Below are 19,232 nucleotides of genomic sequence, written 5' to 3' on the forward strand. Positions count from 1 at the left end.
GGTGGTTGGCGCTACCGCCAGAGCTTGCTGTTGCGGTCCATGACGTCGGCTACGAATTCCGCCAGCTCCCGGTAGGCGGGCGGCTGGGCCTGCCTGATGGCCCGCAGCAAGTCAACGAGCCGTGGGTTTTCTTCGGCGTCTTCGTCCTTTACCACCTCGATAAATCCGGCTAGCGTGGTGGGCAAACCGAAAGTGGCTAGGTCCAGGCCGGCGGCGTGGGCGGCTTCAAAAATCCAGGTGTCGCAGGCAGGTTCCAACACGATGAGATAGTGGCACGGGTGCGCCGGGTGCTGGTAGATGCAGTAGCGGGAGTCGGGGCCGGGGCGGGCGGCTACGGGCGCGGAAGCAGCGAAAGGACGCAGGTAGTGGATGTCGGCGAACCTCTTGTCCTTATCCACCATGCCCACCACAAAGCGCGGGCCCCGGTCCGACGCGGCCTGTGCCTGCAACACGCGAGCTACTTTGGAAATGCTTTTCTGGTGGTTGATGAAGGTGAGCCGGTCGGCCAGCAGCACTTGGGCCAGGGCGGTGTCGACGTGGCATTCCGGCACGAACACGACTTGTTCACGCATCAATCCGGCCGGTCGTGAACCGCTTCATGTTGTAGAATACGTCGATGCTGTCGTTGCGAATGCTGCGGATTTCCTCGTCGCTGAGCTGATGCACCTTCGTTTGGTGGTCCTCGTAGTAAGCAGCAAAAACGGCCAGCTCGCCGGCCTGCGCCTCATCGGTGAGCATGTCTTCCAGGACGCCGTCGATGAGGTAGGGGCTGTGTGTGTCGATGAAGAACTGATTGTTGCGGCTCTCCACGATGCGCCGGCCCAGCTTCGACACGTACACCGGAAAGGAGTGGGCCTCGGGCTCTTCGAATAGGAGCACGGCGTCGTCGTTGCTCTCAATCGCGGCCAAGTAGAAGATGATGCGTTGCAGGGTGTCGGCTACGCTGGAATAGGGGTATGAGTAGATTACGCCGTCTTGGTCCTTGATGATTTCAAGGCGCCGTTCATTCATGCGAACTTGCAGCTTTTGCCCGTAATGCTCAAACATTCGAGAGATTTCCTTTCGTAAACCAGGAAGTTTTTGAATAATATCCAGCAGATTATTGCCCTGCGGTGGACTCAGGTAATTGAAGTTATAGTGTTTGCCGAGCGCAGTTTGTTTGCTGAAGTAATACGTTTTAATAGCTATGCGCAGTCGGTCTTGATATTGCCTGATTTTAAAAGACGCTTCATCATCAAACGTTGCATACATGTACCTAGATTTCCCTGGTTTGTGAATATGTGTTTGCTTGATTAATTCCGGGAAATCATCCAAAACAGCTTCATCCGTGCCCAGCACGACAGTTTTTCCTCGGTGTGTGAAGGTGGCATCATTGATTATTTCACCAAAGGTGAAATTGGAAATGAACAAGCTTTTGAATAAGCCATCAAAAACGCTCCATCCCAATAAGGCTTTTTCTTGGTCAGTTTCTACTTTAATAGTATTTGTTAGTAGACCGTCATAAAACAGCTGCCGCGGCTCTTCGTAGCGAATGAAGCTGCCCATAAATTTCTCGGTCTGCTCGTAGGTGATGCCGCCCAGCAGCGTCATAGCTTCCAGCAGGTTCGACTTGCCCACGTTCGGCTCGCCGATAATTAAGTTCACGCGGCGTGGGTGTAGCGTCACGTCTTTGATGGACTTAAAATTCTGAATGCGCAGAAACTTGATGGCGTTTTCCATAGCAGAGGGATTTGTTCAAAAGTACAGGGGAAGGCTGCAACCATAGCAGCCTCCACGCCACAACCCGCCGCCTCGTGATGTAGTAGGGGAGGCAGCGTTACTCGCGCTACCTTTGTCCCATGACCCTAGCCGCCCGAATTGACCACACCCTGCTGCGTCCTGATTGCACGGAAGCCCAGATAATCCAGCTCTGCGAGGAGGCGGCCGCGCACGGCTTTGCCAGCGTGTGCGTGCCGCCGTGCTACGTGGCCCTGGCCACCGAAAAGCTGACCGGTACCAGCGTGGCCGTGTGCACGGTAATCGGCTTCCCGCTGGGCTATGCCAGCTCCAGCGTCAAGTTTAAGGAAGCCGAAGTGGCCCTGTATGACGGGGCCCACGAGCTGGACATGGTCATCAACGTATCGGCGCTCAAGTCCGGTAAGACAGAAGCCATTCAGGCCGAGATTTTGGATTTGGCCGACCTGTGCCACGTGCACCAAGCCATTCTGAAAGTCATCATCGAAACGGCCCTGCTGAGCGAGGCCGAGATTGAATTGGCTTGCCAGTTGTGCGTGGGCGGTGAGGCCGACTTTGTGAAAACGTCCACCGGATTTGCCAGCCGAGGCGCTTCCGTAGCCGATGTAGAGTTGATGCGCCGCGTGCTGCCCGCCAACGTCCGCATCAAAGCCGCGGGCGGCATTCGCACCCGCGAGGCGGCGCTGGCTTTGGTAGCCGCCGGCGCCGACCGCATCGGCTCGTCTAATAGTGTGACCCTGATTGCTGAAACCGATGAAACGACTGCTGCCTAAGATGCTTTTGGCCCCCTTGCTACTCGCGCTGGCCGCCTGCGCCAGCACGGCCCAACAGGCGCCGCGCACCAGTTCCTCCACGCCAGATACCACGGCCAAAAAGCCGGCCAGTGCTGCTGCGCCCACCATGCCTGCCGAGGACGTGGCGAAGTACCGCCCGGTTTTCAGCGCGCCCAAAACAGGCGCAACTGCCGCCGCGGCCCCAGTGAAAACGGTGATTACGCCCACCAACCACGTCACCCCCCAAGTAGAGCAGCGCCTGCGCGACCAGGCCTACACCAACCAGAACGTGAAGTATGCCCAGGGCTACCGCATCCTGGTGTACCTCGGCATCGAGCGCGACCAGGCCATGGCCATTCGCCGCGCCATCATCGGCCGCTACCCCGAGGAAACCGATTACCTCACCTTCAAGTCACCGGTTTATCGCCTCTACATCGGCGACTACCTCACCAAGCTGGACGCCGCCCGTGGCTTGGCCAAGCTGCGCGGCCTCGCCCCCAAGCTGGAGCTAGAGCCCACCCAAGTGCTGCTAAACAAGAATCCCTAGCCCATGAGCGACAACTCCCCTCCTTACCAAGGAGGGGATGTTCGAGCCGCAGGCTCGGACGGGGGGGGCACCGCAGGGAGTCGTTGAACGATGCCTGAACGATGCACGAACGAACCTGCTGCGAGTCGTTCAATCAAACCAACCACCCCAGTTGCCGCGGGCGCGGCAACGTCCCCTCCTCGGTAAGGAGGAAATTTTTTGTTCAATTCCCCAATTATGTCGACCACACTCCTGCCCGAAATTCAGCGCCTTGCTGCCCAACATGCTGCCGAAACGGTAGCAGTGCGCCGCCACTTGCACGCCCATCCAGAGCTGTCGTTTGAAGAAACTAACACGGCAGCCTTCGTGGCCGAAGAGCTGAAAAAGATGGGCCTTACACCCCAGCCCATCGCCAACACCGGCCTGGTCGCGTTGATAGAGGGACAGCCCGGCGGGCCCACCATCGCCCTGCGCGCCGACATGGATGCCCTGCCCATCATTGAGGCCAACGACGTGCCGTATAAGTCGACCAACCCCGGGGTGATGCACGCCTGTGGGCACGACGTCCACACGGCCTCTTTGCTGGGCGCGGCGCGCATCTTGAACGACTTGAAAGGCGAGTTCCAGGGTACCATCAAGCTGATGTTTCAGCCGGGCGAGGAGCGGCTGCCGGGCGGCGCGTCGCTAATGATAAAGGAAGGCGTGCTCGAAAATCCCAAGCCCACCAGCGTGCTCGGCCAGCATGTCTTTCCACATTTGCCCGCCGGTAAGATTGGCTTGCGGGCCGGGCGCTACATGGCCAGCACCGACGAGTTGTACCTAACCGTGCGGGGCAAAGGCGGCCACGGCGCCATGCCCGAAATGAACCTCGACCCGGTGCTGGTAGCCGCGCACATCATCGTGGCCGCGCAGCAGATAGTCAGCCGCCGCTCCAGCCCCAAAATTCCCTCGGTGCTCAGCTTTGGCAAAGTCATCGCCAACGGTGCCACCAACGTCATTCCCAACGAAGTATACATTGAGGGCACATTCCGGACGCTCAACGAGGAGTGGCGCGCCGAAGCCCACCAGCACCTGCGCCGCCTCTGCGAAGGTTTGGCTGAAAGCATGGGCGCCGTGTGCGAGCTGGAAATTCGGCACGGCTACCCCTACCTGGAAAACGAGCCCGAACTCACGGCCCGCGTAAAAGCGGCCGCCGAGGAGTACCTGGGCCCCGAAAACGTGGTGGAGCTCGACCAGTGGATGGCGGCCGAAGACTTCGCTTACTTCTCGCAAGCCGCGCCGGCCTGCTTCTACCGCCTCGGCACCCGGCACGAAGACGGGCGCTTCGCCTCGGCGGTTCACACGCCTACGTTCGATATCGATGAGCAGGCCCTGGCCACCGGCCCCGGCCTGATGGCGTGGCTGGCCGTGAAGGAATTATCTGGGCAATAACTCCCTGTTCTGTTACTTTACGGAATGAAATACCTCTTTGCTTGCGCCCTGCTGGTGGCCTCGCTCAGCATGCGCCCCGCCGCCGCCCAAACCCGCCGGGTTGTGGAAGACCTGCAGCTGTGGGCCGAGCTACAAGCCGAACTCGCCCTGAAAAACGGCGACTATTTGGTGCTGGCCGCGCACGGCCAAAATGTGCCCGCGTACAACGGCACATCCTACGCCGACCGAGTGTTGGGATTCGATGCCCGCGGCCTGGCCCTGGGCTACGAGCATTTTTGGAGCGACCAGTGGAGCGGCGGCGCCACGGTGCAGCACGCTTCGCTGTCTGGCTTTAAGTACGTGGCGCCGGAATTGCTGCTGCGTCATCGCAGCCCCCTCGGGCCGCTCACCTTCGGGCAGCGCCTAAGCGCCTACCGTGTCGTTCCGGTGGGCAACATTGACCGTACCGTGGCGGCCGATGGAGAAAATTACGCCAGCCTGCGCGTCGACTTGGAGAAACTATTCCCGGTGGGCAGTGGCCCACTGATGCTGCGCCCACGCCTCAGCTACGAAGCCGTGGTGCACATGCGCTTTCAGAAAGATGATTTCGACGCCGACGAGCGCACCATTCAAGCAACTCGTCTGCGCGCCGAAGTAGGGGTGCGCCTCAACGACCGGTTCGACTTCACGCCCTGGGCGGCTTACGCCACCGAGTATTACTTCACCGTGGGGCAGTACAATCCCATCAGCGGCACCCCTACCGCCGAAGCCGGCAGGCTCAACCTGGCCACGCCCGTCCTCGGTCTTGACGCGCGCTTCACCCTTTTCCAAGGCAAAGAAGCATTTGAGCGCCGACAGCTGCCCACAGAGCACTAGTTGGAACCTGAGTGTGACAAATTGGCCGGTTGTTTTTAGAGGCATTATTGCCCTTAAAATCGAATTGAGTGACATTTTGTGCCTTGTGTGACATGCGGTCGGTGTGTTATAGTGCAAAAATCAAGACATTTTGACTGAATAGAATGCGCCAGTCGGTTTGGTATAAAATTTAAGGATGGTAAGTCGTGTCGCGGTGCGACATGGACTTTTCTGCAACCCTTAAATCACTACCTACACCATGGCAACTTTGCTGTATAACCCCCGCCCCTCTCTCCGTCCGAGCCGTGCCCTGAGCGTTATGCTCGCCGACATGCTGCGCGACTCGCAGCCCGCTACGGCTCAGCCCACGCCCGCTTTCACCCCGGCCGCCGACATCCTGGAAACGGCCCAGGGCTTTGAGCTGCAGCTCGCCCTGCCCGGCGTGAAAAAAGACGCCGTGAACATTGAGTTCCTCGACGGCCAACTGGTGATTTCCGGCGACCGACCCAACCCTGCCGCAGTCGCCAAAGAAGCCGCCACGGCTGCTACCGAGTCGAACAACGCCGAGACCGAGGAGAACAAGCCGGCCGTAGTGAACGCCGAAGCACAGAACGCACCCAAGTTCCGTCGCATCGAAACCAACTACGGCGCTTTCACCCGCAGCTTCCGCCTGCCCGACACGGTGAACGTGAAGGCCATTGCCGCGGAGCTGACCGACGGCGTCCTGCGCGTCACGCTGCCCTTCGACACGGAGAAAGTGACCAAGCAGCACATTGAAATTCGCTAATTGCGAGCCGATATTGCAAAAAAAGGCGCCCACCCGGGTGCCTTTTTTGCGGGCTTCGGTGTTAAGCTTCTATACTGCTCTATTCGGCCTATTTTCTGCCTAAAGCAACCCTAGCAGACCAAATCGAATCTTTCCCTCGTTGCGTAAAATAACCTCGATGCCATTCGTGCGATTTTCGAGGTTGTCTCGTTAAATTAGTCCCTTCGTTAACCTCTTTCACCCTTTTCATTTTCCCTTACCCATGCAAGCAAAACAAATGATGCTCGGCCTGCTCGGTTCTGCCATTCTTGGCGGCGGCGTGGCCGTGGGGGGGTACAAGCTGCTGGAGCCGGCCCCCGTGGCGCCGCAAGCTGTAGCCGCCGACCCACAGGTGCGTTACACGTCTGAAATGCGCCGGAGCACCTACGCGGTGCCCGAAGGCCTGAACTTCGTGGCCGCCGCCGCCGCCGTGACCCCCGCGGTGGTGCACGTAATGACTGAATACGCCGCGCCGGCAGTCGACCAGCGCCAGATGCAGATGGACCCCTTCCTGCGCCAGTTCTTTGGCGACCAGCTGGAGCAGTTCCACGGGCAGCAGCCCCGGAGCGGCGGCCAGGGCTCGGGCTCGGGCGTAATCATTGCCGCCAACGGTTACATCGTGACCAACAACCACGTCATCGAGAAAGCTTCGAAGATTGAAGTTGTGCTCGACGACAAGCGTAAGTTCGACGCCGAGCTGGTAGGGGCCGACCCCAACACCGACTTGGCCGTGCTGAAGGTGAAAGCCGACAACCTGCCTTTCGTGAAGTACGGCAACTCCGACGACGTGCGGGTGGGCCAGTGGGTGCTCGCTGTGGGCAACCCCTTCAACCTGAACTCGACCGTAACGGCTGGCATCATCTCGGCCAAGGGCCGGAACATTGACATCCTGCGTCGCAAAGACAACATGGGCATCGAGTCGTTCATCCAGACCGATGCCGTGGTAAACCCCGGCAACTCGGGTGGTGCCCTTGTCAACCTCAACGGTGACCTCATTGGCATCAACTCGGCCATTGCCTCGCACACGGGTTCGTTCGAAGGCTACGCGTTTGCCATTCCTAGCTCGCTGGCCAGCAAGGTGGTCGACGACTTGCTGAAGTATAAAGTAGTACAGCGTGCCCTGCTCGGCGTGCAGATTCAGGAAGTCGATGCCAAGCTGGCTTCGGAGAAGAAGCTCGCCACCCTCAACGGCGTGTACGTGCAAGGCCTCAGTGCCAGCAGCGCGGCTGCCGAGGCAGGCTTGAAAACCGGCGACATCATCACCCAAATCAACGGTGTGGCGGTGAACACCTCTTCGCAGCTGCAAGAGCAAGTGGCGCGCTTCCGTCCTGGCGACAAAATCAAGGTGAACTACCTGCGTAACGGCGCCAGCAACACCGTGACGGCCACGCTGCGCAACGCCACTGGCACCACCAGCGTGGTGCGCGAAGAGCCCGCCTCAGCTTCTATTAAGTACGAAGGTGCGGTGCTGGCCCCCGTGTCGGCCCGCGAGCAAGCCAAGCTCGGCTTGGAAGGCGGCGCCAAAATCAGCGGCATCAAGAGCAGCAACTTCCGGGAAACCGGCATGGCCGACGGCTTCATCATCACGCGCATCGACAAGAACGTGGTGACCAAACCTGCGGACGTGAAAGCTTACCTCGACGCTGCCCGCGAAAGCTCCGGCGCACTGGTCGAGGGCGTGTATCCCGACGGTCGCAAAGCCTATTATCCCATCGGCCAGCAGTAGTCGTTAGCCGTCTCAATTTTGGAAACCCTCGCCCGTCCAGGCGGGGGTTTTTTGTTGCTCCATATTAAGCTAATGAGACTAGCAATAATTGTGAACAAAAAGTGCTGGAATAGCTGTTCGAGGGCTACATTAGCAGTAAGTTAGGCTTCGTGCGTGAGGTTAACGGAATAATTAAAAAATAGTGTAAAAAATCCGGTATTTAGGACCCGGTTATGAAGTCCTTCCACCAACTTACTTCGTAAGTCCCCATCCCATATCGGGAAACCGAAAATTTATTTTCGCCCGACTACTGCCCCGCCCGCCGCCCTCACTTGTGCATGGAAAACGTCATCAACACGCTGTATATTCAGAATTTCAAATCCATTCGCAGCGCGGTGCTGCACCCACGTCGGGTCAACCTAATCATTGGCCTTCCCAATGTGGGAAAATCGACGGTACTGGAGGCGATGAGCTTGTTGGGCAGCTTTCCCTACGAGCGTAAGAAAAAATTCATGCGGAGCTTCATCCGCTATGAGAAGCCTGCCCAACTGTTTCACGACAGCGTGATGACCGTGCCCATTCGGGTGGAAACAGACCGCGACGTTTGCCTGCTGGGGCGTGCCAGCCAGGAAAAACGGTTCCAGTACGGCGTGTTCAGTCAGGCCGCCTACCGGTTTCTGCGGGTGCAGCTGGGGCTGCCGCTGCTGGAAGGGCGCAACAAGACCCGCACCAGCGACGACGCCCTGCTGCTGAATCGGTTTTACGCGCACTTGGCCACGGCCGGCCCGCTGCCCGAGCCCGGCTTTTTGTATACCGAATTCGACCGCGACGGCGTGATGGACCAGCCGGGCCCCGGCGGGCGCTTTCTGTCTTCGCCCACTGCCTGGCACCCGCGGGCGGTGAAGCCGTACCGCTTCAAGCGCAACTCGCGGCTCGACTGCCGCTACCCCGATGCGGCCTTGCGCCCGCCCCACGGCAACAACCTGGTCCAGGTGCTGGAAGCTCACGCCGACCTGCGCCACGAATTTGCCACCTTGTTCGAAGAGCGGGGCCTGCGCATGCGCGTGCGGCCCGATGCCGGCCGGTTTGAAGTGATGAAGGAGGTCGACGGCCTCAGCTTCGCCTACCCCTATTCCAGCAGCGGCAACACGCTGCAGCGCTACGGTTTCTACATGGCGGCCATGGAGTCGAACCGCCAGACGGTCATTCTCATGGAGGAGCCCGAGTCGCACTCTTTCCCCCTGTACGTGTCGCAGCTGGCCGAACGCATTGCTACCCAGCAGGACAATCAGTTTTTCCTGACCACGCACAGCCCGCAGTTTTTCAACGACGTGCTGGAAAACATGGTGCCCTACGAAAACCGCGAGCCGGAGCTGGCCGTGTTCGTGGCCTACTACAAGGACTTCCAAACCAAAATCCGGCAGTTGTCGGACGAGGAAGTGCGCAGCCTGCGCCGCGACAGCTTTGACGTGTTCAACAACCTGCACCACCTGGAGCAGGAACCCGTGGTGCGCAAGGTCTGAGTCTGGGCAGAAAGTAGCCCTGAGGTCAACCTCGGCATTATTTCATCCGTAAACGGTAGGCAATCTGACTTAAACGCAGTGCCTGTGCCGAGTTTTTCGACCGACGCTTTCTCCGTAGAATATCGCCCCGACTTAGGCATCCTGATTGGTCGCTGGCTGCAAGCCTTGCCGCCACCTGAGCTGCAGGGTACCTACCAGACCATGCTGGCCGCCGCCCGCGCCCACGGCAACTGCCGCTTCTGGCTGCTGGACCTGCGCCGCCGCCCGCCGGCCGGCCCCAACCTAACGGAGTGGTTCCGGGACCAGTTTTCGCCACAGGTAGCCGCTGCCTTGGATGGGCCCTTGTTTACCGCTTACCTGGCCGGGCCGCACCAGCGGCTGGCCGCCGAAAGCGCCGAGATGGAGCTGCACCTCCGGCAGGCCGCCAAACTGGACTCGTACCCGTTGTTCTACGACAACGAAGCCGACGCCGTGACCTGGCTGTGCGACCAGCAGGAGCGGGCCGGCGTGCGGCCCGTTACGCAGCTAGACAAGCGCTGAGCACTTAACTTCAGTGCCGCCAATTGGGATGACATCGCGGGGAGGAGCGTTAGCGCAGGCAACGGACGTTGGACGCCGTATGCCGTAACTTTGCAGGTACACTGTTCCCTTAGTTTCCCACCCAGTTTCCATGAAACAAGCCCTCGAAGAAGCAACGGCGCCCGACGTAACGGTGGCGCACCCGCACGAAGACCCCCACGGCATCCAGGACGTGCTGCGCCAGTTGGGCGTGGAGTCGGAGAACGCCGCTTTCAGCACCGGCCGCACCTGGGGCGGCCGCGCCAACGCCGAGCGCCGCACCGTGCTGGCCCCGGCCGATGGCCGCCGCATGGCCGCCGTGGCTTTTGCCACCGTGGCGGACTACAACGCCGTGGTTGAAACCGCGCAGGAGGCTTTCCAGAAATGGCGCCTGGTGCCCGCCCCAAAGCGCGGCGACATCGTGCGGCAAATCGGCAACAAGCTGCGCGAATACAAGGAGCCGCTGGGCAAGCTGGTGAGCGCCGAAATGGGCAAAATCCTGCAGGAAGGCCTGGGCGAAGTGCAGGAGATGATTGACATCTGCGACTTCGCGGTGGGCCTCTCGCGCCAGCTGCACGGCCTCACCATGCACTCGGAGCGGCCGGCGCACCGCATGTACGAGCAGTACCAGCCGCTGGGCCTCGTGGGCATCATTTCGGCCTTCAACTTCCCGGTGGCGGTGTGGAGCTGGAACGCCATGTTGGCCGCCGTGTGCGGCGACGTGAGCATCTGGAAGCCCTCGGAGAAAACGCCGCTTACGGCCGTGGCCGTGCAGCACATCATCAAGGACGTGCTGGCGGAAAACGACATTCCCGAAGGCGTGTTCAACCTGGTGGTGGGCGGGGCCGACATCGGCGCTGCCATGGCTGCCGACAAGCGCGTGCCGCTGGTGTCGGCCACGGGCAGCACCCGCATGGGCCGCAAGGTGGGCGAGGTAGTGGGCGCCCGCCTGGGCCGTGCCCTGCTGGAATTGGGCGGCAACAACGCCATCATCGTCACCAAAAACGCCGACCTCGACATTGCTATTCGCGCCATTGTGTTTGGGGCGGTGGGCACGGCGGGGCAGCGCTGCACCAGCACGCGCCGCGTCATCATCGAAGACAGCATTTTCGACGAGGTAAAGAACCGTTTGCTGGCCATCTACCCCAAGCTGCCCATCGGCCATCCGCTGCAGGAGGGCACTTTGGTGGGGCCGCTGATTGATGCCGACGCGGTGAAAACCTTCGAGGATGCCCTCACGCAGGTGCAGGCCGAAGGCGGCAAGCTGCTCACCGGCGGCCAGGTGCTGAGCAGTGCCGAGCTGCACGGCGGCCACTACGTGCAGCCCGCGCTGGTGGAAGTGGAAAACCACTACCACACGGTGCAGGAAGAGACATTTGCGCCCATTCTCTACCTCATTCGCTACAGCGGCGGCGTGGAAAAAGCCATTGAGCTGCAAAACGACGTGCGCCAGGGCTTGTCGTCCAGCATTTTCACCCTCAACATGCGCGAGGCCGAAGCCTTCCTGGCTGCCAGCGGTTCCGACTGCGGCATTGCCAACGTGAACATCGGCACGAGCGGGGCGGAAATTGGCGGCGCGTTTGGCGGCGAGAAAGAAACCGGTGGCGGCCGCGAGTCCGGCTCCGACGCCTGGAAAATTTACATGCGCCGCCAGACCAACACCATCAACTACTCCACGGAGCTGCCGCTGGCGCAGGGCATTAAGTTTGATGTGTAAGTAAGCTTGATGCAGAATAAAAAAGGCCGCCTCGTTAATCAGGGCGGCCTTTTTTATTCTGCTATTTTGATGTCGCCGTGGCCTTTGTAGTACACCGTTTTGCCGTTGTGAAATATGTAGTAAACGCGGTAGACCTGCCCCCTCTTGAAAGCGCTGTTCTGGGATAAGTTAAACGTGGAGGAGCCGCCAAAAGACGGTGTTGACGAACTGTTTCCGATAATGGCTTGGTACGATTGGTCTGCGATGACAAAGTCGTGCTGCGCGGCCTCGGGTGTGGACCAGGAGAGTCTGACTGAGGCAGTGGCGGGATTGGGGTAGGCTCCGCTCATTGAGGCAGTGCCGATAGGCCTGTCGTTGACGTTCAGAGCCAGCGACTTGAACAATTCGGCCTCCTTGGCGTTCCACTGGTTGTCCAGGGTCCAATCGGTGGGGTCCTGGGTTCCAATTGCCCTGTTGCTGGCGTCTCGGGGGCTGTAGCCGACGCCGGGGCCGAAATCCATGACCGAGTCGGAAGCAACCGGGTCCGATTCTTTTTTCGAACAGCTGCTGGCCAAGGCGAACCCGCTCAGCAGGCAGAAAAACAGCGAAATTCGACCAAAAAATAATGCCTTCATCACGGTAGAAAAAAGGTTAATTTGCAGACAAGTTAACGGCCTTGCCTTTGGCATATACGGTGCAACCCTTGCGCCCGATGTGGGGTCTTTCGCTTGCTTAAGCTCTTTAACATCGCCTTTCTCTGCACATGGAAGCCGCCGTTGCCTACGTTGACATCAATGCGCCCCTGGTGGAGCGCTGCCGCCTGAACGACCGTCAGGCCCAAGCTGAAATTTACCGGCGCTACGCCAAAGCCATGTTCAACGCGGCCTTGCGCATTACCGGAGATTACGCCGAAGCCGAGGACGTGTTGCAAGAATCTTTTTTGAGTGCCTTTCGGGAGCTCAGCAGCTACAAAGGCGACTCGTCGTTTGGCGCGTGGCTGAAACGCATTGTGGTCAACAAAAGCATCAATTGCCTGCGGCAGCGCCGGCTGGCGCTGGTGCCGCTGGGCGAGCAGCACCAGGAAGAACCGGCCGAGCCCATAGCGGCCGGAACCGACGACGAGGCCGACGCCCACTACCGGGCCGACGTGCTGCGCCGCTGCATTCAGGAACTGCCCGACGGCTACCGCGTGGTGCTGAGCTTGTACCTGCTCGAAGGCTACGACCACCTCGAAATTGCCGGCATCCTGGGCATTTCCGAGTCTACCTCCAAATCACAATACAGCCGGGCGCGGGTTCGGCTGCGCGAACTGGCCGCCCAGCGCGGCCTGAGTTAACCAACAATCCTTTTAGTTTTTAGACGGTTACTTAATTTTCTTTTTAGCCCTCATCCTCTTTCGCTCGGCCGCGGTTTACGTATATCCCCGCAGCCCGCTTTGAACCTGGACGAACATTGCGTCTGCTACCTTCTTCATGAACTCCAACAAGCATAATTCCCTAGAAAACTTCGTCGAGCGGCACCGCGCCGATTTCGACACGCACGAGCCGCGCCCCGACCTGTGGGCGGCGCTCGAGCAGCAGTTGGCGGCCCCCGAGGCCGCGCCGGGCGCCCCCGTTATGCGCCTGACCGACGACGTAGCCGCCCCCGCGCAACAACTTCCCGTGGCCGGGGCCGCGCCGCTGCGGGCCAACTGGCTCCAACGCTACGGCGTGGCTGCGTCGTTGGCCCTGCTGGTGTTTGCCGCCGGTGCCAGCGAAGCCTGGAAATCTGACCAAAAAGCCCCCGAAGTGGCCGCTGTGGTCCCTGCCGAAACGGCGCCTGTGAATTCTACGACTGAAGAGTACACCTACCAAAACCTAAACCCCGTGGCCCTGACCGCCGCCGACCGCAGCACGGGCGCCGACAGCCAGCTGGTGCGCGCCGTGCGGGGCATGGAGGCTTACTACACCAACCAACTGGCTCGGCGCCAAGACGAGCTGCGCAACCTGACCGGACCCGGCATGGCCGGCATGACCGCCGACTGGCAGCGCGAACTGGTGTCGCTCGATTCGAGCTACCGCCAGCTGAAGCAGGAGTTGCCGCAGCACCCCCAGCCCGACGCCGTGCTCACGGCCATGAACCGCAACCTGCAAATTCGCCTCGACATCCTCGACCAACAGATTAGAATGGGGGGTGCCACTCAGCCCGCTGAACCATCTGGTGCCTTTGTGCTGGCCGATAGCCGCAATATTGCCGAATGAAAGCCCTGACCTCCTCCCGAATTAGGCTGGCGTTGACAATGACCTTGTTGGCCCTTGCCGGCCCTTGGTCTGCCGTTGCAGCCCCTGCCAACGTTGGGATTTGGGCGCCTGTTGAGACCAGCATGGTGTCGGCGGCCTTGCCAACTGCCGCCGGCAATGCCGAAGAGGCGTTGTTTGGCCAGGAAAGAGCACAGGAGCAAACCCGTCAGAACCCGCAGGCGCAGCCCGGTCAGCCGGACCAGCCCGACCAGCAAGACGTATCGGCGCTGCAGGTAGAGCAGCGCCGTCGGTTGAGCCGCAGCTACGCCGTGCCCAAAACCGGCCGTCCGTTCTCGCTGCTCACCCGGTACGGACGCGTGCAAATCAACCCGTGGAGCAAGCGGGAAATAAAGGTGGAAGCCGAGCTGGTGGCCCGCTCCGAAACCGAGCAGGGCGCCCGCCAGGTGCTGGACGCTCTGGACGTGCAGTGGCTGGAATATGACGCCCGCACCGGCGGCGTGTCGGTGAGCACGCAGTTTGGGCCCGCCTTGCGCGGCCGAGCCGGTGGCTGCCGCTACGAGGTGAATTACACCGTCTGGCTGCCGCGCACCACCGCGTTGCGGGTGTACAACAGCTTTGGCGAAGTCACCATTGCCGGCGACATGAGCGGCCCAACGGAACTGGCAGTGGAGTACGGCGCCCTGCGCACCGGCCGCCTGGAAAACCCCCAGAACCTAGTGCGCATTGGCAACGGCGACTGCAGCATTGCCTACGCCGACCGGGCCAGCATCGACGCCAGCTACGCCCGGCTGCGCCTGGAGCAAGGTTCGGCCATCGACCTGCGCAACAACCATTCGGACATCGACATTGGGACCGTGCAGGACCTGACCGTGCACAGCAAATACGGCGACGTGGCCCTGGGCACGGTGCGCAACCTGCGGGGCTCGTCGGGCTACTCGCGTTTCACCATCGACAAGCTGGACCAGGCCCTGGACATGGCGGTGCGCTACTGCCCCGACTTTGTGGTGCGCGACATGGGCCCCAACTTCCGCCAGGTGAACCTCGACGGCGGGTTCAGCACCATCCGCTTGGGCTTTGCCGAAGCGCCGGCTTTCCGGTTTGACGTCACCACTGAGCAAGGGCAGCTGCTGGTCGATAAAAAGATGGTGCGGGTGCTTTCGCAGGAAAATGGCCCCCAAACCTGCGATGTGCTGGGCGTATTCGGCGGGGCGCCGGCGGCGCGCACGGCGGGCAACGTCAACATCAAGGTGCGCTACGGCACCGTGCGATTCAGCAAATAGGGGAGGACCTCCACGACGGGCAGTTGAACAAAAGAACGTCAGGTTGCGCGCCGCCTGACGTTCTTTGGCGTAATGTCGCTCCTTCGTCTGTTCTTGTTTGCGCTGCTGGCTGGCCCGGCAGTGGCCCAAAAATCTCCCGCTTTGCCCGCCGCACCTTCTTCTCCGCTGAAAACGTACGCCTTGCGCCTGAAGCCCGGCGAGGATTTGCGCCAGCAGCTACTGGCTTTTGTGCAGGCCAACCGCATTGCGGCGGGCACCATGCTTACCTGCGTGGGCAGCCTGACGGTGGCCACGGTGCGCCTGGCCAACCAGGAGGGTCCGACGGAGTACCGCGGCCACTTCGAAATTGTATCCCTCGTAGGCACGCTCTCTGCCAACGGCTCGCACCTGCACCTCGCGTTTTCCGATAGCACGGGCCGCACCATTGGCGGGCATTTGCTGGACGGCTGCCGGGTGTACACCACCGCCGAAATCGTGGTGGGCGAGCTGCCAGCGCTGGAATTTCGGCGCGAAAAAGACCCCACGTTCGGCTACCAGGAGTTGGTAGTGGGCGAGGCGCCAAAGGCGCTGCCAAGCCAATTGCGGGCCCCTATAAAAAAAAGGTAGGCCGGGTCGTCGAAATTAGATGAAATCGAGATGAGGATAGGGCATATATGCTTATTATTGTGGTAGTGTAGACAATAGTGCCAACGCGCGAAGCTTGGCATTTGTCGGGTCTTCTACCTTCTATTTCATTATGCCAATACTTTTACGCGGGGCCTCGTTGGCGCTGCTTCTGGCTGCCCCGTTGGTGGGGGTGGGCCAGCAAACCCCGCAGCGCCCCGCGCCTCAAAGCTGGCCCAAGCCCGGCCAGCTCGTAAAAGAGGGAGTAGCCTTACACGACAAAGAAGACTACGCCGGCGCCATTGCCAAGTACCAGGCCGTGACGCCGGGCGACTCAACCTACGCGTACGCCCAAAGCGAACTGGCCCTGAGCCTGCGGTCGGCGGGCAAGCACGAGGAAGCCGTGGCCGCCGCGCGCCGCGCCCTGGCCCTGAACCCCTTCGAACCGCTCACCTACAACAACCTGGCCGACGCCCAGGAAGAGCTCAAGCAAGTGGATGCGGCGCTGGCCACCTACAAGCAAGGGCTGAAGCTGTTCCCGTATAACCAGACGCTGTACTACAACCAGGGCGTGACGCACGTGCGCCGGCTGCAGACCGCCGAAGCCCTGACCAACCTGCAGCACAGCCTGGAGCTGGCGCCCACGCACCTGGGCTCGCACCGCTTGCTGGGCATCCTGGCGGCCCAGCAGGGCCACACCGCGCATGCCCTTATCAGCTGGCTCACCTACTTGGCGCTGGTGGAAAGCGGGCCCGTGGCCCAAAGCGTACTAATAGACGCTGAGCGCCTCTCGATGGGCGCCCCCGTGGTGCCCGACAATGAGAAGGCCAAGCCCATCTCATCCAACAAAGCGTTTGAAGACCTCGACCAGCTGCTCGACAGCAAAGTAGCGCTGCAGGCCAGCTACGTAAGCAAGGTGAAGTTCGAGGCTTCGGTGGTGAAGCAAACCCAGCTGCTGGTAGAGAAATTTCCCGTAGATGGTCCGGCCGATGACTTTTGGGTACGGGCTTACGGGCCGATGGTGGCCCTGTTGCGCAAAGACGACCACCTGACCACTTTCACCTACCTCATTTTGCAGTCGGCCGAGGATAAAAAGGCCGCTCAGTGGGTGAAATCCAACCAAAAGAAGGCCGATGCCCTGGTCAAGGCCTTGCTGCCGGCGCTGTCGGAGCTCACCCTGCAGCAGCAGGTGGTGGGCGGTGCGGCCAGCCAGCGCCTTGCGGGCTGGTACGACGATGGCCAACTCTACGGCATGGGGCCCGGCACGGTCGAGAACGGCAAGGTGAAAGGCACCGGCGAGTGGCTTTCCATCACCAACCAGGGCGCAATTGATGCCGTGGGGCAGCACAGCGCGGCCGGACTGCGCACCGGCACGTGGAAGGTGCTACGGCCCGATGGCACGGTGGAACGCACCTTCAGCTACAACGACAAGGGCGAGCGCGACGGGCTCTCGCGCGAGTTTTATACCAACGGCCAGCCCTCGGCCGACCTCACCTACCGCGCCGGCAAAGAAGATGGCGTGCTCACCGTATACAACGAGTGCGGCACGCGCATCGGCACCCGCACCTTCAAAGCCGGAAACCTGGAAGGCCCCTATACCACCTACCACGACAACGGCCAGGTGCGCATGCGCAACACCATGCGGGCCGACAAAGCCGATGGCTTGGAAGAAGGGTTTTACCGAGACGGCACGCTGGAATACACCACCATGCTGGCGAATGGCGTGAAGCAAGGCCCCTTTGCCACGTACTACCCCGACAAAACGCCCGAGCGCAAAGGCACGCACGACAAAGGCGAAAATGACGGCGCCTTCACCGAGTACCACCCCAACGGGACCGTGAGCGAAGAAGGTCGCTATAACCACGGCAAGCAAATAGGCACTTGGCGGACTTTTTTCAGCAACGGCAAGCCGAGCGTGGAGAAGTCGTACGACGAAGCCGGCCAGCTGCACGGCCTCTACAAAGATTACGACGAAACCGGCCACCTCTACGCCGACGTGGAGTACGCGCACGGCCGCGTGGTGCGCCTGCGCTACTACGACCGCGCCGGCAAGCTCACCTCCGACCAGCCGGTGAAAAAAGGGCGCGTAGCCGTTCAGTCGTTCGATGCCAATAGCCGCAAATATGCCACCGGCACGTACGTGGACGGGCAAATGGCGGGCGAGTGGCAGTGGTTCTACTCCAACGGCGGGCTTCGGGAAATCACGCACTACGACAACAAGGGCGTGAAAGCGGGCAAGTCAGAGCTGTACCACTACGGGGGGCAGCTGCAGCGCCGCGTGAACTTCGTGGACGGCAGCGAGGACGGCTACTGGGAGCAATACGCGCAAGACGGCCAGCCGCAACAAACCGGGTACTACCTGGACGGCCAGCGCCACGGCCTGTGGAAAGACTACTACCCCAATGGCCGCGTGAGCGAGGAATACGAGTATCACAAAGGCGAACAAAACGGCCCCGCCCGCAGCTACGAGCCAGGCGGCAAGCTCACCCAGGAACGCATGCAGGAGTTTGGCACCCTGCGCCGCATCACAACTTACGACTCGGTGGGGCAGGTGCTGAGCCTGGTGGAGCTCAAACCCGACTCCAAAGAATACAGCCTGCGCTACCCCAGCGGCAAGCCCCTGTTCCGCTCGGGCCTGGCCTGCTACGCAAGCTCGGGGCAAGGCACGTGGCTGCGGCCCGACGGCAGCACCGAGTCGACGTTCGGCCAAACCCAGGGGCGCCGCGATGGCCCGTTCAAAGGCTCGTACCCTGACGGCAAAACCGAAAGCACTGGCGAATACCGCAACGGGCGGCCCCACGGCGAATGGGTGCTGTACCACCCCAACGGCAAGGTGCGGACCAAGGGCCGCTACCGCGACGGAGCCGCCGACGGGGAGTGGACCATCTACTTTGCCAACGGGCAAGTCGAGCAGGTGTACCACCTCGAAGGCGGCGACATGCACGGCTCGGCCCGCTGCTACAACCCCGCCGGCGAACTCCTGCTCGAAAAGATGTACGAGCACGACGAGGTAGTGAGCTACCGCGGCCCGGGCGAAGGCGCCGCCTTACAGCCGCTGGCCAACCAGAGCGGTGCCGTGGCCGTGGCCTTTGCCAACGGCAAGCCCGCTGCCGCCGAAACTTTCGACCACAACATGGCCACCGGGCCAGCTACGTACTACTACGCTTCGGGTGAGGTGTTTCGGCGCACGGCCTTCCTCAAAGGGCTGCGCACGGGCCAACTGGAAAGTTTTTACCCCGGCGGGAAGCGCATGGAGCAGGAAAGCTACCAGCACGGGGTGCTGCACGGCCGCTGCCGTTACTACCGTCCCGACGGTACCCTGGAACGCGAGGAAACCTACCGCAGCGGCGAACGCAGCGGCCCCACCACCTACTTCGACGCGGCCGGCAAGCCCCTGCGCACCGACACGTACTGGAACCTGGCCGTGTACGACAAGAAGTAGATAGAGCACGCTGGTCTGTCAGCCTGACTAACTTTCTCGCGGAGGTTCGCGGAGGAAAAACGCGGAGGTCCGCAGATTGGGC

The 19,232-nt window shown here is 61.1% G+C and carries 17 protein-coding genes; 14 read left to right on the forward strand and 3 right to left on the reverse strand.

The window, feature by feature from the left end:
- Positions 1–11: 11 nt before the first annotated feature.
- Positions 12–572, reverse strand: coding sequence for a hypothetical protein (locus VF629_RS17020; RefSeq protein ID WP_331059690.1), 561 nt, complete (start codon positions 570–572; stop codon positions 12–14).
- Positions 565–1,719, reverse strand: a complete 1,155-nt coding sequence (locus VF629_RS17025) for an AAA family ATPase (protein WP_331059691.1) — start codon at positions 1,717–1,719, stop codon at positions 565–567. The genes VF629_RS17020 and VF629_RS17025 overlap by 8 nt, the downstream gene beginning before the upstream one ends.
- Before the next feature lie 119 nt (positions 1,720–1,838).
- On the opposite strand from VF629_RS17025, the gene deoC reads away from it, so the two are divergent.
- The 9 genes from deoC (at position 1,839) to VF629_RS17070 (ending at position 11,606) form a co-directional block, all read left to right on the forward strand.
- Positions 1,839–2,507 carry a deoxyribose-phosphate aldolase gene (deoC, locus tag VF629_RS17030; RefSeq protein WP_331059692.1) on the forward strand — a complete coding sequence of 223 codons (669 nt, stop codon included), beginning with the start codon at positions 1,839–1,841 and terminating at the stop codon, positions 2,505–2,507.
- A complete protein-coding gene (locus VF629_RS17035; RefSeq protein WP_331059693.1) occupies positions 2,488–3,054 on the forward strand; it encodes a sporulation protein in 567 nt (188 codons plus the stop codon). The genes deoC and VF629_RS17035 overlap by 20 nt, the downstream gene beginning before the upstream one ends.
- Positions 3,055–3,270: 216 nt before the next feature.
- Complete coding sequence (locus VF629_RS17040; RefSeq protein WP_331059694.1) at positions 3,271–4,464, forward strand: M20 family metallopeptidase; 1,194 nt, start codon at positions 3,271–3,273, stop codon at positions 4,462–4,464.
- Between the two features lie 24 nt (positions 4,465–4,488).
- On the forward strand, positions 4,489–5,319 hold the full coding sequence (locus VF629_RS17045; protein WP_331059695.1) for a hypothetical protein: 831 nt from the start codon (positions 4,489–4,491) through the stop codon (positions 5,317–5,319).
- A 238-nt stretch (positions 5,320–5,557) separates the two neighbouring features.
- Entirely contained in the window at positions 5,558–6,085 is a 528-nt protein-coding gene (locus VF629_RS17050) for an Hsp20/alpha crystallin family protein (protein ID WP_331059696.1), read from the forward strand.
- Positions 6,086–6,326: 241 nt separating this feature from the next.
- On the forward strand, positions 6,327–7,829 hold the full coding sequence (locus VF629_RS17055; protein ID WP_331059697.1) for a Do family serine endopeptidase: 1,503 nt from the start codon (positions 6,327–6,329) through the stop codon (positions 7,827–7,829).
- 317 nt (positions 7,830–8,146) lie between these two features.
- The gene (locus tag VF629_RS17060; protein ID WP_331059698.1) at positions 8,147–9,331 is read left to right on the forward strand and encodes a hypothetical protein; all 1,185 of its coding nucleotides are present in this window, start codon (positions 8,147–8,149) and stop codon (positions 9,329–9,331) included.
- 84 nt (positions 9,332–9,415) lie between these two features.
- On the forward strand, positions 9,416–9,871 hold the full coding sequence (locus VF629_RS17065; protein ID WP_331059699.1) for a hypothetical protein: 456 nt from the start codon (positions 9,416–9,418) through the stop codon (positions 9,869–9,871).
- A gap of 130 nt (positions 9,872–10,001) precedes the next feature.
- Entirely contained in the window at positions 10,002–11,606 is a 1,605-nt protein-coding gene (locus tag VF629_RS17070) for an aldehyde dehydrogenase family protein (RefSeq protein WP_331059700.1), read from the forward strand.
- A 53-nt stretch (positions 11,607–11,659) separates the two neighbouring features.
- On the opposite strand, the gene VF629_RS17075 is transcribed toward VF629_RS17070, so the two are convergent.
- A complete protein-coding gene (locus VF629_RS17075; protein WP_331059701.1) occupies positions 11,660–12,220 on the reverse strand; it encodes a hypothetical protein in 561 nt (186 codons plus the stop codon).
- 128 nt (positions 12,221–12,348) lie between these two features.
- Here VF629_RS17075 and VF629_RS17080 point away from each other — a divergent pair, with 128 nt between their 5' ends.
- The 5 genes from VF629_RS17080 to VF629_RS17100 all read left to right on the forward strand — a co-directional run bounded on the left by VF629_RS17080 (position 12,349) and on the right by VF629_RS17100 (position 19,150).
- Positions 12,349–12,921 (forward strand): RNA polymerase sigma factor, encoded by a 573-nt coding sequence (locus VF629_RS17080; protein ID WP_331059702.1) that lies wholly within the window; start codon positions 12,349–12,351, stop codon positions 12,919–12,921.
- Positions 12,922–13,057: 136 nt separating this feature from the next.
- Positions 13,058–13,825: a hypothetical protein gene (locus VF629_RS17085; protein WP_331059703.1), complete on the forward strand. Its 768-nt coding sequence runs from the start codon at positions 13,058–13,060 to the stop codon at positions 13,823–13,825.
- A 137-nt stretch (positions 13,826–13,962) separates the two neighbouring features.
- Positions 13,963–15,105, forward strand: coding sequence for a hypothetical protein (locus VF629_RS17090; RefSeq protein ID WP_331059704.1), 1,143 nt, complete (start codon positions 13,963–13,965; stop codon positions 15,103–15,105).
- Between the two features lie 72 nt (positions 15,106–15,177).
- A complete protein-coding gene (locus tag VF629_RS17095) occupies positions 15,178–15,711 on the forward strand; it encodes a PPC domain-containing DNA-binding protein (protein ID WP_331059705.1) in 534 nt (177 codons plus the stop codon).
- A gap of 130 nt (positions 15,712–15,841) precedes the next feature.
- Positions 15,842–19,150, forward strand: coding sequence for a tetratricopeptide repeat protein (locus VF629_RS17100; protein ID WP_331059706.1), 3,309 nt, complete (start codon positions 15,842–15,844; stop codon positions 19,148–19,150).
- The last annotated feature ends 82 nt before the right edge of the window (positions 19,151–19,232 follow it).

The sequence above is a fragment of the Hymenobacter sp. genome (assembly GCF_036388155.1).
In the GTDB taxonomy this organism is placed as follows: domain Bacteria; phylum Bacteroidota; class Bacteroidia; order Cytophagales; family Hymenobacteraceae; genus Hymenobacter.

Coding starts and splice junctions, on each gene's coding strand:
- VF629_RS17020 (WP_331059690.1), bottom strand. CDS start 572: ATGCGTGAACAAGTCGTGTTCGTGCCGGAATGCCACGTCGACACCGCC.
- VF629_RS17025 (WP_331059691.1), bottom strand. CDS start 1,719: ATGGAAAACGCCATCAAGTTTCTGCGCATTCAGAATTTTAAGTCCATC.
- deoC (WP_331059692.1), top strand. CDS start 1,839: ATGACCCTAGCCGCCCGAATTGACCACACCCTGCTGCGTCCTGATTGC.
- VF629_RS17035 (WP_331059693.1), top strand. CDS start 2,488: ATGAAACGACTGCTGCCTAAGATGCTTTTGGCCCCCTTGCTACTCGCG.
- VF629_RS17040 (WP_331059694.1), top strand. CDS start 3,271: ATGTCGACCACACTCCTGCCCGAAATTCAGCGCCTTGCTGCCCAACAT.
- VF629_RS17045 (WP_331059695.1), top strand. CDS start 4,489: ATGAAATACCTCTTTGCTTGCGCCCTGCTGGTGGCCTCGCTCAGCATG.
- VF629_RS17050 (WP_331059696.1), top strand. CDS start 5,558: ATGGCAACTTTGCTGTATAACCCCCGCCCCTCTCTCCGTCCGAGCCGT.
- VF629_RS17055 (WP_331059697.1), top strand. CDS start 6,327: ATGCAAGCAAAACAAATGATGCTCGGCCTGCTCGGTTCTGCCATTCTT.
- VF629_RS17060 (WP_331059698.1), top strand. CDS start 8,147: ATGGAAAACGTCATCAACACGCTGTATATTCAGAATTTCAAATCCATT.
- VF629_RS17070 (WP_331059700.1), top strand. CDS start 10,002: ATGAAACAAGCCCTCGAAGAAGCAACGGCGCCCGACGTAACGGTGGCG.
- VF629_RS17075 (WP_331059701.1), bottom strand. CDS start 12,220: ATGAAGGCATTATTTTTTGGTCGAATTTCGCTGTTTTTCTGCCTGCTG.
- VF629_RS17080 (WP_331059702.1), top strand. CDS start 12,349: ATGGAAGCCGCCGTTGCCTACGTTGACATCAATGCGCCCCTGGTGGAG.
- VF629_RS17085 (WP_331059703.1), top strand. CDS start 13,058: ATGAACTCCAACAAGCATAATTCCCTAGAAAACTTCGTCGAGCGGCAC.
- VF629_RS17095 (WP_331059705.1), top strand. CDS start 15,178: ATGTCGCTCCTTCGTCTGTTCTTGTTTGCGCTGCTGGCTGGCCCGGCA.
- VF629_RS17100 (WP_331059706.1), top strand. CDS start 15,842: ATGCCAATACTTTTACGCGGGGCCTCGTTGGCGCTGCTTCTGGCTGCC.